12 protein-coding genes and 1 pseudogene are annotated in these 14,610 nt (G+C 43.0%); 10 read left to right on the top strand and 3 right to left on the bottom strand.

Annotation, left to right across the window (positions count from 1 at the left end):
- The first annotated feature begins 385 nt into the window (after positions 1-385).
- Genes LC586_RS24815 through LC586_RS24805 form a run of 3 tightly spaced genes read left to right on the top strand, consistent with a single transcriptional unit; the run spans position 386 to position 2,502 of the window.
- Positions 386-1,729, top strand: a complete 1,344-nt coding sequence (locus LC586_RS24815; RefSeq protein ID WP_229487313.1) for an adenylosuccinate synthase — start codon at positions 386-388, stop codon at positions 1,727-1,729.
- 3 nt (positions 1,730-1,732) lie between these two features.
- Complete coding sequence (locus tag LC586_RS24810) at positions 1,733-1,870, top strand: histidine kinase (protein WP_229487311.1); 138 nt, start codon at positions 1,733-1,735, stop codon at positions 1,868-1,870.
- 32 nt (positions 1,871-1,902) lie between these two features.
- Positions 1,903-2,502 carry a 50S ribosomal protein L25/general stress protein Ctc gene (locus tag LC586_RS24805; RefSeq protein ID WP_229487309.1) on the top strand — a complete coding sequence of 200 codons (600 nt, stop codon included), beginning with the start codon at positions 1,903-1,905 and terminating at the stop codon, positions 2,500-2,502.
- Between the two features lie 222 nt (positions 2,503-2,724).
- On the opposite strand, the pseudogene LC586_RS42755 reads toward LC586_RS24805, so the two are convergent.
- The 3 genes and pseudogenes from LC586_RS42755 to LC586_RS24785 form a co-directional block, all read right to left on the bottom strand.
- Positions 2,725-5,814 (bottom strand): annotated as a pseudogene (locus tag LC586_RS42755) (CHAT domain-containing protein).
- Positions 5,815-6,156: 342 nt separating this feature from the next.
- The gene (locus tag LC586_RS24790; protein ID WP_229487303.1) at positions 6,157-6,750 is read right to left on the bottom strand and encodes a hypothetical protein; all 594 of its coding nucleotides are present in this window, start codon (positions 6,748-6,750) and stop codon (positions 6,157-6,159) included.
- 20 nt (positions 6,751-6,770) lie between these two features.
- Positions 6,771-6,935: a hypothetical protein gene (locus LC586_RS24785; RefSeq protein WP_229487302.1), complete on the bottom strand. Its 165-nt coding sequence runs from the start codon at positions 6,933-6,935 to the stop codon at positions 6,771-6,773.
- Between the two features lie 350 nt (positions 6,936-7,285).
- Between LC586_RS24785 and LC586_RS24780 the strand changes: the two genes are divergently transcribed.
- The 7 genes from LC586_RS24780 to LC586_RS24750 all read left to right on the top strand — a co-directional run bounded on the left by LC586_RS24780 (position 7,286) and on the right by LC586_RS24750 (position 14,610).
- Complete coding sequence (locus LC586_RS24780; RefSeq protein WP_229487300.1) at positions 7,286-8,206, top strand: hypothetical protein; 921 nt, start codon at positions 7,286-7,288, stop codon at positions 8,204-8,206.
- A 197-nt stretch (positions 8,207-8,403) separates the two neighbouring features.
- Positions 8,404-9,933 (top strand): bifunctional aminoglycoside phosphotransferase/ATP-binding protein, encoded by a 1,530-nt coding sequence (locus LC586_RS24775; protein ID WP_229487299.1) that lies wholly within the window; start codon positions 8,404-8,406, stop codon positions 9,931-9,933.
- Between the two features lie 210 nt (positions 9,934-10,143).
- Positions 10,144-10,650, top strand: a complete 507-nt coding sequence (locus LC586_RS24770; protein WP_229487298.1) for a hypothetical protein — start codon at positions 10,144-10,146, stop codon at positions 10,648-10,650.
- 344 nt (positions 10,651-10,994) lie between these two features.
- Complete coding sequence (locus tag LC586_RS24765; RefSeq protein ID WP_229487297.1) at positions 10,995-12,002, top strand: mechanosensitive ion channel family protein; 1,008 nt, start codon at positions 10,995-10,997, stop codon at positions 12,000-12,002.
- Complete coding sequence (locus tag LC586_RS24760; protein ID WP_229487296.1) at positions 11,999-13,348, top strand: DUF2254 domain-containing protein; 1,350 nt, start codon at positions 11,999-12,001, stop codon at positions 13,346-13,348. The genes LC586_RS24765 and LC586_RS24760 overlap by 4 nt, the downstream gene beginning before the upstream one ends.
- A 79-nt stretch (positions 13,349-13,427) precedes the next feature.
- Positions 13,428-14,219, top strand: a complete 792-nt coding sequence (locus LC586_RS24755; RefSeq protein WP_229487295.1) for a YdcF family protein — start codon at positions 13,428-13,430, stop codon at positions 14,217-14,219.
- Positions 14,220-14,388: 169 nt separating this feature from the next.
- On the top strand, positions 14,389-14,610 hold the full coding sequence (locus tag LC586_RS24750; RefSeq protein ID WP_118165772.1) for a hypothetical protein: 222 nt from the start codon (positions 14,389-14,391) through the stop codon (positions 14,608-14,610).

The following is a 14,610-nucleotide window of genomic DNA, read 5'->3' as shown; positions in this document are numbered from 1 at the left end:
AATCCGCTAATCTTTAATATAAATTCATTTCTAGCAGTAGTATAGCCAATGCAGTTCGGATCAGATAAGTTGCCTATCCATAATGTTTGTAGAGACGCTACATTGCAACGCCTCTATGTTCGGAATTGTAATTAAGCGCACAGTAGCCGTAAATCCAAAACAAAACCAGGTAATATATCTTCTCCAGACAAGTTAGTACCGCAAGCCGGAAGTCACGCATTCACGCATTCACGCATAATTATATTCCGAGCTTCTTGCACCATTTGAAATGATATGTTTATCTTTGCGCCCGATGTACTAGGTAGTTCTAAAATCAGCTTGACATGATTCCAGTAATATGTTAATAATTATAGTTTGTGGAAACTTTACTTCTTAATTTAAGCTCTTGGCTAACGTCATTGTCATAGGTGCCCAATGGGGCGATGAAGGAAAAGGTAAAATAACTGACTTACTCAGCCGTTCCGCAGATGTTGTGGTTCGTTACCAAGGGGGCGTCAATGCTGGCCACACAATTGTAGTTAAAGGTCAGACCTTTAAGCTGCACTTGATTCCTTCTGGTATTTTGTATCCAAATACCGATTGCATTATCGGCTGTGGAACAGTCATCGATCCACAGATTTTGATTGCAGAACTCGACCAATTAAAAGAACTAAATATTTCCACTGACCACCTGCTGATATCTGAGACAGCCCACGTAACAATGCCTTATCATCGCTTGATTGACCAGGCATCGGAAGAACGACGGGGAAGCCATAAGATCGGCACAACAGGTCGGGGCATTGGGCCGACTTATGCTGATAAATCTGAACGTACAGGCATTCGGGTTTTAGACTTGATGAACCCGGATGGACTACGTGAGCAGTTGGAGTGGACGATTAATTATAAAAACGTCATTTTAGAAAAGCTTTACAACTTGCCGCCTCTAGATGCACAAGAGGTGATTGAACAGTATTTGGGATATGCAGAACGGTTGCGCCCTTACGTTATTGATACATCGTTAAAAATATACGATGCGATTCAGCGACGGCGGAATATTTTGTTTGAAGGCGCACAAGGTACGCTCCTTGACTTAGATCATGGAACTTATCCTTATGTCACCTCCTCTAATCCTGTGGCCGGGGGGGCTTGCGTTGGTACAGGGGTAGGGCCGACAATGATTGACCGAGTAATTGGAGTGTCGAAAGCCTATACGACACGGGTGGGAGAAGGGCCATTTCCCACCGAATTGGATGGAGAATTGGGAGAAATGTTGTGCTCGCGCGGTGCCGAATTTGGCACAACTACCGGACGCAAACGGCGCTGCGGCTGGTTTGATGCCGTCATCGGTCGCTATGCCGTGCGGATAAACGGCATGGATTGTATGGCTCTCACTAAACTAGATGTCCTCGATGAATTAGAGGAAATCCAAGTTTGTGTCGCATATAACATAGATGGCCAACGCAGCGAACACTTCCCCACAAGTTCTCGTCAATTTGCTAGATGTCGCCCCATCTACAAAACCTTACCAGGATGGAAAGTGTCAACAACCGACTGCCGCACCCTGGAAGACTTGCCACCGCAAGCACTGGACTATCTAAAATTCCTCGCTGAATTAATGGAAGTCCCGATCGCGATCGTCTCACTAGGAGCAAGCCGCGATCAAACCATAATCGTAGAAGACCCCATCCACGGGCCCAAACGTGCTTTATTGCAGGCCGACGGCACACCTGCAACCTTGCTCAGTGCGTAGGGAATGGGAGATGAGGGAGATGAGGGAGATGAGGGAGACGCGGGGACACGGGGACGCAAAGACGCAAAGAATAATCAATGCCCAATGCCCAATGCCCAATGCCCAATGCCCAATGCCCAATGCCCAATGACAAATGACTAATGACTAATGACTAATGACAAAGGACAACTTCTATGGCTATTACAGTCGAATCTCAAAAACGTCCAGAAGGGAGCAAGCCAAGAGCTTTGCGCCGTGCTGGACTGATACCTGCCAATTTGTATGGTCATAAGGGTACAGAATCCATTTCTTTGACCATTGAAGCCAAAACTGTTGAGCGTTTGCTCAAAAGAGCTTCCGTCAATAACACCTTGATTGAGTTGAATATTGCTGATGTACCTTGGCGCGGCAAAACCCTGCTGCGGGAACTTCAGATCCATCCAGCCAAAGGTACGCCTTACCACCTCAGCTTTTTCGCAGTTGCAGGCCACGGCGACACAACTGTAGAAGTTCGGTTGCGTTTTGTGGGAACTGCTGTTGGTGTTAAACAAGAGGGTGGCGTGTTAGACACCGTAATCTCTGAATTACAAGTGAGTTGTGCGCCAGAAAACATCCCAGATGTCATCGAAATCGATGTCTCTAATCTGCAAATTGGAGACAGCTTGAGTATTAGTGATATAGCCTTTCCTGAAGGTGTAACACCTCTAGCGGAATCAGAGCGACTTGTTGTGAGCGTTTTGCCACCACAAATTAGCGCTGAAGATGCTGGGACAGAAACTGAAGCAGCTTCTTAAGCTAGGTAAACTGTGTAATAATTTTTGATGACACCAGGGGGAAACTCCTGGTTTTTTTGTATTTAGAAAACAGTAGGTTGGGTTGAGGAACGAAACCCAACATTTTCGGTGGTTTGTTGGGTTTAACTTCGTTCAACCCAACCTACGCAGTTTATGGTTTTTGACTCACCATGATAGCGGTGCGTTATGGCTTTAGCCTAACGCACTTAATTACGAATTACTTTAACGTGCATCCCCAATCAGCACAAATGGCGACCAATAATAAGGATGGCGATGGTCTTTAATTAGCTTCAACTTAGCTTGTTGCAAAGCTTCCCCTTTCGTCATCCCCTGCTTGAGATTTTGATAAAAATCAACCATCAATTGCTGAGTTGCTTCATCATCAACCGCCCACAAACTTGCCATCACAGCTTTAGCACCAGCACGCTCAAATATATAAGCAACTCCTGCAATTCCTACGCTATTAAAATTAGTGACTACAGCAGTTTGACAGGCACTGAGAGTAATCAGTTGTGTGCCTTGTAGTCCTAAAAGAGCAGCATTGGCAATGTCTAAGGGGTTGTCAGCAAATAGTAATCTATTATTTTTTAAATCCACTTTTTTGCAGTCTTCAGTTTGAAAACAGCCGTGAGTTGCTAAATGCAAAAAGTCAAAGCGTAATGCTTGGGATCTAAACTTTTCTAGGGTAGCTTCATTGTGAATATAAACTTCACTATCTGGCAGTATTTCCTTAATCTGTCTGACTTCCGCCTCTGCACCTGGGAGATTTTGCGGGTCACGAGGTACTGGATTACCAAATGCTAAAACAGCTTGTGGTTTGCGGGGTATGGCATTTTGCACATTTGGAGATTTTAGGGAATTATTGGAAATGCGAGTGAGATAGTTGACAGGATATTTCTCGATCAGAAATTGGCCGGTTTTACTGTCGTAAAGAGTCTCAAAAGGTAAATGGCGCAGTTGACCAGTAGCAATAATACTTAGTTCTTTGGGTGATAAAGCTTGAATTTTGTCTTCGATGGGACGAATGAGAATATCATAGAGTTTGTCACCTGTTTCAGTGAAGTCAGCATCACCATCGTTTTGTACCTGTTTTAGGTAATCGGTAATAAGTTTATTAAATTCAGTGGTATTAATAGATTTTTTAATAACACTCAATTGACCTTTTGTAAAAATAAAAATTGCGACGTTATTAGGCATATTTATCACATTAGTCAGCAAGACAGGTTGAACTACAACCGTTCCTGCGGGTATGGAGGATGTCAGGTTTTTAATATCTGCGGGTGTAGTTTCAAATAGTTCTGCCACTTCAGGAAAACGGCGAGAGATATTTTCGGCTTCTGAATAAACTCGTGCTTCTAATTGCCGAATTTGTTGAGTTAATGCTTCAGAAAACTTTTCTTGCAGTTGTTGTCGCAGGGATTCCAATTGTTGATTTTTTTTACTCCAGTTATCAAGAGCTTTCTGTGCTTCTGGGTTGGTAACTTTGGCATTAATGAGACGAGTATAATCAGCAAGGTCGGCTGTGGTGAATAGGTTAACCCATTCAAAGGCTTGAGCGTATTTTTTTTGATTAATAAGGACATCGACTAAAGCAGTAGCATATACATCCTTTTCCTGTAAAAACTTTTGGCGATTTTCCCGTTGCAAACTCCGGCGCATTTCTAAGCTGATTTGGAGAGATTGCTTCAAATTAGTAATGGCTTGGGTTGGTCGATTTGTACTTTGGAATAGTACACCAATATTACCCAAGGTGAGAGCTTCAACAGAGCGATCGCCCACAGCACGCCTAAGGGGCAGAGCTTGGTTGTAAAAATCGAGTGCTTTTTACTTTTCTCCTAAAGCGTCGTAGACTCGACCGATGTTATTGAGTGTAGTCGCAACACCAGAGCGATCGCCCACAGCACGCCAAAGGGGCAGAGCTTGGTTGTAAAATTCGAGTGCTTTTTGCTTTTCTCCTAAATCAAAGTAGACTCGACCGATGTTATTGAGTGTAGTCGCAACACCAGAGCGATCGCCCACAGCCCGCCAAAGGGGCAGAGCTTGGTTGTAAAAATCGAGTGCTTTTTGCTTTTCTCCTAAAGCGTCGTAGACTCCACCGATGTTATTGAGTGTGCTAGCCTCACCAGAGCGATCGCCCACAGCCCGAATAAGGGGCAGAGCTTGGTTGAGGTAATCGAGTGCTTTTTGCTTTTCTCCTAAATCGGAGTAGACTAGACCGATGTTATTGAGTGTAGTCGCAACACCTGTGCGATCGCCCACAGCCCGCCAAAGGGGCAGAGCTTGGTTGTAAAAATCGAGTGCTTTTTGCTTTTGTCCTAAAGCGTTGTAGACTGCACCGATGTTATTGAGTGTGCCAGCCTCACCAGAGCGATCGCCCACAGCCCGAATAAGGGGCAGAGCTTGGTTGTAAAAATCGAGTGCTTTTTGCTTTTCTCCTAAATCGGAGTAGACTAGACCGATGTTATTGAGTGTAGTCGCAACACCTGTGCGATCGCCCACAGCACGTCTTAGGGGCAGAGCTTGGTTGTAAAAATCGAGTGCTTTTTGCTTTTCTCCTAAATCAAAGTAGACTGCACCAATGTTATTGAGTGTAGTCGCCTCACCTGTGCGATCGCCCACAGCACGTTTTAGGGGCAGAGCTTGGTTGTAAAAATCGAGTGCTTTTTGCTTTTCTCCTAAATCGGAGTAGACTGCACCGATGTTATTGAGTGTAGTCGCAACACCAGAGCGATCGCCCACAGCACGTTTTAGGAGCAGAGCTTGGTTGTAAAAATCGAGTGCTTTTTGCTTTTCTCCTAAATCGGAGTAGACTCCACCGATGTTATTGAGGGTGGCGGCTTCACCAGAGCGATCGCCCACAGCACGTCTTAGAGGCAGAGCTTGGTTGTAAAAATCGAGTGCTTTTTGCTTTTCTCCTAAATCGTCGTAGACTTTACCGATGTTATTGAGTGTAGCCGCAACACCAGAGCGATCGCCCACAGCACGTTTTAGGGGCAGAGCTTGGTTGTAAAAATCGAGTGCTTTTTGCTTTTCTCCTAAAGCGTCGTAGTTAAACCCAAGCCCAACCAGTGCAGTTCCTTCTAGTTTTTGGTCTTTGAGTTGTCGTGCAATGGTTAAAGCCTGCTGTAATATTTGTATTGCCTGTTGGTGTTCCTGTTGTTGTGTCAGTTTTCTCCCTTGCTCTAGCAGTCTTTCTGCTTCTTGCGCTTGGGAGTTTTGAGTTTGTCCCCAGGTGGGTTGAGCCATTAGCATTACTGTTAAAGGCGTTAGATAAACGCCCACAGCCAAAAGACTGGTGAGAATTTTTTTCATAGAATAGCGCAGAGGTAGCTGTTTTCAATTAGGTCTAGAAGCTGTCGTTACCAACATCGTGATCTTTGTGATGAACATTGCAATGTTTCTTATTAATATCGTGATGTTTGTGATGAACATTGCAATGTTTCTTATTAATATCGTGATGTTTGTGATGAACATTGCAATGTTTCTTATTAATATCGTGATGTTTGTGATGAACATCGTGATATTTGTTATTAACATCGCAATGTTCCTTATTAATATTGCGATGTTTGTTATTAACCAGAAGTGTCTGTCGTTAAGAACGTCAAAATGGTTAGGGGTATAGATGTACGCCCCTAGAGATGAAATAATTGACGCTCAATAAGGTTTTGTCAGAATAGTGACCGTTCGTTGTTGCGAATTGAACTGGATTTCATCTACCACATATTGCCGATTTCTAGCCACTGATTGAATACCCTGCAACTGTGCTGTGGAAACTACAGGTGGTTTCAGTTTCACCACTGCTTGACCTTGAGTAGAATTTTTTACAGTAAAATTATTTATAGGTATACCACTCCAAGTTACAGCCTTACCTGTAGGACGTTCTCCCCCACCCCGGATAATTGGACTTCTATTACTTCTGTAAGCCAATGCCTCTTTCTTGAAAACTACTCTTGCAATTTGGCTCAGAGGAATCGTGGTAGTTTTGTCATTACGCTGAATTGATAGTGCTTGCCCTTGGGCATCAATTCCTATTACTCGACCACTGCTTGACTCACCCTTTTTAAAGAAGACCTCTGCTAACTCTGGTAACGCTACTGCAAGTTCTAATTCATCCGCTTTGATTTGTGTCTGTGTTAACAAGAAATTTCCTGTCTTAACATCCTGGCTAATTACAGTTTGGATGTTTCCTGCTAGCGCTGCTGCCATTACTAGGATTGCCACAACCCATCCCTGGAAAAAAGCTTTCATGGCTTTAACAGTATATTTGACTATTTTAACTTTCTCATTAAACTTCCAAAGCGGATACCAAATTTACGTAAAATTACTAAAAGAAACTGATTATTCACCTGTAGTTTTGTAGGGTGTGTTATGCCGTAGGCTAACGCACCATCCGAAATTTTCGGTGCGTTACGCTTCGCGGTAAGCTGTTCCACAAATAACCTTGCATATATTGGGCGGGCGAGACGCCATACGTGTCAACTTAACGTAAAAGTCATGTCCCGCAAGGAACTGAAGTTCCTTGCTAATAGCAAAAGTCATCTGAAGATGACTAAATATACCCAAAATCTTTAGTCTACTTCAGTAGACTTTAGCTGAAAGCCAAAGAACTTCAGTTCAGGGCGGGTGAGTCAGCCAACAGTTAAGCCATTTCTAGCTTAAGTTGACACCAATGGCGAGACGCCCACCCCACAATAAATGTACAATTTCAGATTATGCAAACTAGATGTGGTTTAGCTTAACGCACCCTACATTCTACATTCCCCTCATCTCCCCCATCTCCCATATGACCCAAGCCCCAAACCCCAACCAAGAAACCAATATTTTAGGTAAATTCACCAGTGTACTTGGCTTGCTGGGTGCGGCGCTTTTCTTTGCAGGCTGGATTTACCGTTGGTCATATTTCTACTTTTTTCAACTAGAAGTCAATACCCTCGATTTACCTGCACAGTCTTTTTTAATAGTTCCCCTGCAAATATTTCTCGGAGATGGCTGGGCAATATGCAAAAGTGCGATCGCTTTTTTTGTCGCTGCGATGCCTACGGCGGCAAGCTACGCTATTCAGGCAACGTTATGGTTAATTAAGATTATCAGTGATACAGTTGTCTCTGCAAGTCAATTACTATTGAGTCGCATCATCTCTGCTACCCAACACAAACGCTCATGGACAGCTAAACAGCTTAAATCTTTGGCTGAATTTAGTTCTGGGCAACTGCGCTCAGTTGATTTTCTGCGATCGCTAGTCAATGAGATAGTCATAGTATCCTGGGTATTAATTGTGATATTTTGGTTAGCTCGTTGGCAAGGCATTGCAGATGCACAACGAGACGCTGGTCAAAAATCCACTTTGCCTGTTGTAGCTTTAATTACACCTGAAGAAAAGTTTGCTGTGGGACGCAAACTTGATGATATATTTGCAGATCCATCTTTAAAAGGTTATCGCATTATTGGCGTTGGCGTAGCCCGCCGGAGGCATCGAGGTCTATTCAATGACTTGCGAGGCAGAGAAGATAATGATATTAGCAATCCACAGCAGCCGAGAGTCTGGCGCTTACTCTTAGAACGTGGCGGCTGGATTTATTTATTTAGAGCATTACCCCCTCAGGCAAAACCTGATGAGATCCCATCGGTGTTGGCAATTCAAGAAAGTGACAAGGGACATGTCATTATTCGCAGTCCAGAAGCTTCCAAAACGAGTTCTCCTTGATATGCTGATATCTTGCACCATTCTCAATTGACCAATGACCAATGACGGTCTTCACGGAAAATAGCGCAATATGTAAGCGCATTAGCTTATCAGCACTCAATTGGTAAACTGTGTAATAATTTTTGATGACACCAGGGGGAAACTCCTGGTTTTTTTGTATTTGAACCGCAGAGGCGCAGAGAGCGCAGAGGACAGAGATGACAGAAGCAACTCTTCCAGCTTTAATTCAGCAAATGTTGCAGCCTGAATTTTATCCCCATTCGGTAACAGAACCTATTCAATTAATTCAAACCCACATTTCTTATGTGCTGCTGACTGGGGATTACGTCTATAAGGTGAAAAAACCGATGAATTTTGGTTTTTTGGACTTTTCTACCTTAGAGAAGCGGCAGCATTTTTGTCAGGAAGAGTTACGGTTAAATCAACGGGGAGCAGGTGAACTGTATTTAGAAGTTTTGCCCATAACTTTGTTAGGGGAGCAATACCAGTTAGGGGGAACGGTCGAGGCTGTAGAATACGTGCTGAAGATGCGCCAGTTTCCGCAAGAGTCGCTATTAAGTACACTTTTTGAGCAGGGTAAGTTAAATGAGACGCACCTAGATGAGTTAGGACGGGTGGTGGCTCAATATCATGCCGAAGCACAAACGAATGATTATATTCGCAGTTTTGGTGAAGTGCCAAAAGTCCGGGCTGCATTTGATGAGAATTATCAGCAAACTGAAAAGTATATTGGTGGCCCCCAAACACAGGCGCAATTTACAGAAACAAAGCAATATACAGATAAGTTTTTTACCGAACGTCCAGAATTATTCGCTAGCAGAATTCACAACAACTATATTCGTGAATGTCACGGAGATTTACACCTAAGAAATATTGCGCTGTGGCACGATAAAATTTTGCTGTTCGATTGCATTGAGTTTAATGAACCGTTTCGCTTTGTCGATGTGATGTACGATGTGGCATTCACGGTGATGGATTTGGAAGCGCGACAGCGTAAAGACTTGGGTAATGCGTTTTTGAATGCCTATATAGAGCAAACTGGAGACTGGGAAGGCTTACAGGTGCTACCCTTGTATTTAAGCCGTCAGGCTTATGTTCGTGCGAAGGTAACTTCATTTTTGCTAGATGATCCGAGTGTACCCGCGACGGTAAAGGAAGAAGCGACAAAAACTGCTGCTGAGTATTACAAACAGGCTTGGGACTACACTAAACCAAAGCTGGGAGAAGTAATTTTGATGTCGGGGTTGTCGGGTTCTGGTAAAAGTACCACAGCAAGGCATTTAGCGCGTCAAATGGGAGCGATTCACCTGCGTTCTGATGCGGTGCGGAAACATTTAGGGGGAATTTCCCTGTGGGAAAAAGGCGGCGATGATTTGTATACCCCTGAGATGACCGAAAAAACCTACACACGGCTGTTGGAATTGGGAATTATCCTAGCTAAACAGGGTTTTTCGGTGATTTTGGATGCCAAGTACGATCGCCAGCAGTTGCGGCAAGAAGCGATCGCTCAAGCTACAAAGCACCAACTTTCCCTTCAGATTATCCAATGCACAGCACCGCTAGAAGTTATAAAAGAGCGTTTGAACAACCGCACTGGTGATATCGCTGATGCCACCGCCGATTTATTAGCCTCACAAATCAAACAAGCTGAACCTTTCACTGAAGAGGAACAACCTTACGTAAAGATTTTGGATACAACCCAACCACAGCAGGCACAATTAAAATAATTCGTAATTCGTAATTCGTAATTCGTAATTCGTAATTTGTAATTGAATCGAAAATTAGGAGTTACGTTAGCGTAGCGTTAGCGAGTCAGACGATCCTACGGACGCTCGTTCCTCTCTACGAGACGCACTCGCGTTCGCTACCGCAACGCTTACGCTAACCCAACGCTTACCAGCGTCATTAGTAATTAGTTAATAGCCTTTTTTTACTTTATGGCAGACAAAAAGAGCGACCTTTTTAGTATTTCTCCCAGCTTTTTTTCTCAGTTGTTATTTGGGGCATTTTTAATATTTATATTAATAATGACCGGTTCCTCACCAGCCCTGAGCATCTTCTTAGGAATCATGGGCGGTTTCATCCTCAGCTGGATCACAAATGTAACTGATAATAGCCCCCAGGCGTCAACTGTCGCCTCCTCTGATGGTGTCGATACAGGGCTAAAATACTGGTTATTTTTCATGCTTGGCTTTGTATATTTGGGGTATCCAGCACCCATGAGTGTCTTGCTAGGTGGAATAGGCGCTTTAGCTGGAGGCTGGATTACTGCTTGGTGGGGAAGTAAGGAAGAAACTAGAACTCAGTTGCAAGTTGAAGAATCAGAAGAGGGCGAAATTGAACCAACGAACGACAGGATCAACAAACGGCAAACAAGAAGAACCGCCCGTCGTTACCGTCGCACCCCTGGAAGTACTATCAATTTCAGGTTTTGGGAAAAGTAATACCCCTCTTCTGTCACTCTCCGAAAAGTTTTGCCATTTCTGAAATCTAGAGCTTTTGTATACGAAGCGATGGCTTTGCCTGCCGCAGGCATCGCAAGATTTTTTTCTAATAACAAATACAATAACCAAGTTTTTGTAATAGGATAGCTTGTATTGATTGACTGATAAAGCTTCTAGAGATTGCCCTCCCGGAAAGTGACAGAAGAGGGATAAGCTGTTAGGCATAAAACTAGTACATTTACCTGATGACTGTTGACCGTTGACTGATGACCGATAACCGTCAACCGTCAACCGTCAACTGTCAACGATTATAAATATTAATTGGTGAGGAAAGAGGAAACTTCATGAATGCAGAAATCTCCACAGCTTGGGACAAGGTTCAAAGCATGATTAACGGGTTCATAGCTTTGCTACCGAACATTGTCTTAGCGTTAATTGTCTTCATCTTCTTTTTGTTTATTTCTAGCAGAATTAAGGCACTAGTTAAGCGGTTAACTCGCAACCGTCGCTCCGCCCGTAATCTGGGATTAGTACTAGGAAGGTTAGCCCAAGGGCTAACAATTTTGATTGGGTTGTTTATCGCCCTTTCCATTGTGATTCCTACATTTCAAGCCGGTGATTTGGTGCAACTATTGGGAATTAGCGGTGTTGCAATTGGTTTTGCCTTCCGTGATATTTTGCAAAATTTCTTAGCTGGGATTTTAATTCTGCTGACTGAACCTTTCCAAATTGATGACCAAATTGTTTTTAAAGGCTTTGAGGGAACTGTTGAAAATATCGAGACACGGGCAACAACAATTAGAACCTATGACGGTCGGCGGATTGTGATTCCTAACTCGGAATTATTTATCAATTCTGTCACGGTGAATACTGCCTTTGAAAACCGCCGATTAGAGTACGATGTGGGCATTGGCTACGGCGACGACATTGACGTTGCCAAGCAGTTAATGCTAGACGCAATGCATAGTGTAAATGAAGTTTTAAAAGATCCGGCTCCTGATGTACTGGTAATGGAACTTGCCGAAAGCACTGTTAACATCCGTGTGCGTTGGTGGGTTCATCCACCACGACGGGCAGATAATCTTATTTCGCGGGATAAAGTGATTACTGCAATTAAGAAAACACTCGTTGCAAACGGCATTGATTTGCCTTTCCCAACTCAACAAATTCTATTTCATGACCAGACAGAAGAGACAGATGGAAACCGCTTTCGTCAGCGTGAAGGTTGGCCATCTGGTAAAGGTGAAGTACCAAAACCCCGCCGTATCAGCGATTCGCTTAGATTAGTTGCTCAAGAGCGCTTCTCAGAAGATGGTAACAGCAAGGTAAATTCTCAAATCAACGAAAAATGAGAAATGTCAAGGTAAGCAAGCTTTGGGATCAACTCCACTCCAGCTACTGGTTCATACCAGCAGTTATGGCGGTGATAGCTACTGTTTTAGCTTTCACAATGCTTTATCTTGACCGCACAAGCAAGGTAGAAATTGATTATTGGTGGGTTTACAATGGTGGAGCAGATGGGGCGCGATCGCTGTTAGGATCGGTTGCAGGTTCGATGATTAGCGTTGCTGCTACAGCCTTTTCAATTACAATTGTGGCACTTCAGTTGGCGGCTTCCAATTTTGGGCCGCGGCTTCTGCGTAATTTTATGCACGATACGGGTAATCAAATTGTACTTGGCACATTTATTAGTACATTTATTTACTGCTTGCTCGTACTGCGGACAATTCATGGAGAGGGAGATGGATACGAAAAGTATGTGCCACAACTTGCGGTTACAGTCGGCACTTTACTCGCAATTATTAGCATTGGTGTTTTGATTTATTTTATCCATCATGCTTCAACCATAATTCAGGCATCTAATGTAATCCAAAATGTTAGTGCAGATTTACATTCAGCAATTGAAAGGCTATTCCCCAAAAAAATTGGGCGTAATGAACCAGAAGATAGCCTTGGAGTTGAAGAAATCCCGATGTTTTTTGAGGAGGAAGCTCTACCAATTCGAGCTAGTGGAACTGGTTATTTACAAGCAATTGATGATGAAGAATTGATGAAAATTGCTTGTAAGCATAATTTGCTAATACGCCTTAAGGTTAAACCGGGAAAATTTTTGGTTCAAGGTAGCGATTTAGTCTTGCTTTTTCCTGGAGAGAGAGTGAATCTAAAACTTGCAAAAAAAATTAACGATGCCTTTATTCTGGGTAAAGAACGTACAGAGCAACAGGATATAGAATTTCCAATTGATCAATTAGTAGAAATTGCTTTGCGTGCCATTTCCCCTGGAATAAATGATCCATTTACTGCAATTCGCTGTATTGACCGAATTAGCGCAGGGCTGTGCCACTTAGCTCAAAGAGATTTCCCTTCGCCTTACCGCTACGATAACAATAACAAGTTGCGCTTCATTGCCGAAGGAGCAGATTTTAAAGGATTGGTTGACCGTGCTTTTAACCAAATTCGGCAGTATGGAAAGTCGGATGCAGGAGTAACTATTCGTTTGTTAGAAGCTATAGCTGTAATTGCTACTTACACCAACAATTCTAAATATCAAGCAAGCCTGCGCCATCATGCTGACATGATTTTACAAGATAGCCGTGAGGGACTTTCTCAAGAACAAGACTACAAAGATGTAGAAGAGAGGTATTACCAGGTTATTAAAAATATAAATAATGATGATACTAATAAAAGTTGGGATTAACCAGAAAAATTAAGAGGCTGGGGGCTGGAAAAGAATTATTTTAATCTTAATCCTTAATCTCTGTTCCCCATTCCCCAATATGTTTTTATATCTCTCCAAATTACTGCCACTATTTTTTTATCCACTAGGATTAGCCTGCGTGAGTTTGGTAGTAGCATTAGTAACATTATGGAAACGACCGCGCACTGCGGCGATCGCAATTGCCTTTGCTTTGACTTTATTGCTATTTTGTAGTAATGCTTGGATCGCTAAATCATTAGTGCGATCGCTAGAATGGCAAAATCTTCCACCCGCCCAAATACCAGTTGCAGAAGCGATTGTGGTTTTGGGTGGCGCAACCAAATCAGCTTTTCCCCCCAGACCTACCGTCGATTTGAGTGAATCAGGCGAACGCGTAATTTATGCCGCACAACTGTATCGCCAAAAAAGAGCGCCCATAATCATTCTTAGCGGGGGGCGTATCGATTGGCGTGGTAGTGGTTCCTCAGAGTCGGCAGATATGGCAACGATATTGACATCTATTGGTATTCCATATGAGGCAATTATCCAAGAACCTGAATCTCTAAATACTTATCAAAATGCTGTAAATGTCCGCAAAATTTTGGAGTCTCGTGGCATTAATCAGGTATTATTAGTTACTTCTGCTATGCACATGCCGCGATCGCTTAAGATTTTCCAACGTCAAGGAATTAATGCCATTCCTGCACCCACTGACTTTATTGTTAGTGAGGGTGAACTGCAAGAACTCGGCAACACTCCCAAAGCCGCTATACTGAATTTATTACCTGATACAGACAACTTGCACCAATTTACCAGCGCTTTAAAAGAGTACATTGGTTCTTTAGTTTATCGTTTACGCGGTTGGCTCTAATAAAGTTAGGAGTTATGAGTTAGGAGTTGTTAATTATGAGTTATGAGTTGTTAATTATGAAATGTAGTAATTGCCTAAACTTCTAACTTCTAACTCCCAACTCCCAACTCCCAACTCCCAACTCCCAACTCCTAACTCCTAACTCCTAACTCCTAACTTTATTAACTTTATGTCTAAAAATTTACCTTATATTATGCCATCCCCTCAACCCCAAGTTGAGGAAGCATTTGCCGCTTACCAAACAACCCATCAGTTTTACCACGAAGTTCGTTCACGGTCAGAGTTTCAGCGTTATTGTGAATGGTATTATACTACAGCAGAACAGAACCGCCAAGAGCTTAAAAGAATGCGCGGCGAACTGAATATTTTTCAGTGGTTTCGCCGCCGATAA

The sequence above is a fragment of the Nostoc favosum CHAB5714 genome (genome assembly GCF_020829495.1).
GTDB lineage: Bacteria > Cyanobacteriota > Cyanobacteriia > Cyanobacteriales > Nostocaceae > Nostoc > Nostoc favosum.
Note: the sequence above shows the minus strand (reverse complement) of the source record. Positions and strands in the feature narration are given on the sequence as shown.

Coding starts and splice junctions, on each gene's coding strand:
- LC586_RS24810 (WP_229487311.1), top strand. CDS start 1,733: ATGGGAGATGAGGGAGATGAGGGAGATGAGGGAGACGCGGGGACACGG.
- LC586_RS24805 (WP_229487309.1), top strand. CDS start 1,903: ATGGCTATTACAGTCGAATCTCAAAAACGTCCAGAAGGGAGCAAGCCA.
- LC586_RS24790 (WP_229487303.1), bottom strand. CDS start 6,750: ATGAAAGCTTTTTTCCAGGGATGGGTTGTGGCAATCCTAGTAATGGCA.
- LC586_RS24780 (WP_229487300.1), top strand. CDS start 7,286: ATGACCCAAGCCCCAAACCCCAACCAAGAAACCAATATTTTAGGTAAA.
- LC586_RS24775 (WP_229487299.1), top strand. CDS start 8,404: ATGACAGAAGCAACTCTTCCAGCTTTAATTCAGCAAATGTTGCAGCCT.
- LC586_RS24770 (WP_229487298.1), top strand. CDS start 10,144: ATGGCAGACAAAAAGAGCGACCTTTTTAGTATTTCTCCCAGCTTTTTT.
- LC586_RS24765 (WP_229487297.1), top strand. CDS start 10,995: ATGAATGCAGAAATCTCCACAGCTTGGGACAAGGTTCAAAGCATGATT.
- LC586_RS24760 (WP_229487296.1), top strand. CDS start 11,999: ATGAGAAATGTCAAGGTAAGCAAGCTTTGGGATCAACTCCACTCCAGC.
- LC586_RS24755 (WP_229487295.1), top strand. CDS start 13,428: ATGTTTTTATATCTCTCCAAATTACTGCCACTATTTTTTTATCCACTA.
- LC586_RS24750 (WP_118165772.1), top strand. CDS start 14,389: ATGTCTAAAAATTTACCTTATATTATGCCATCCCCTCAACCCCAAGTT.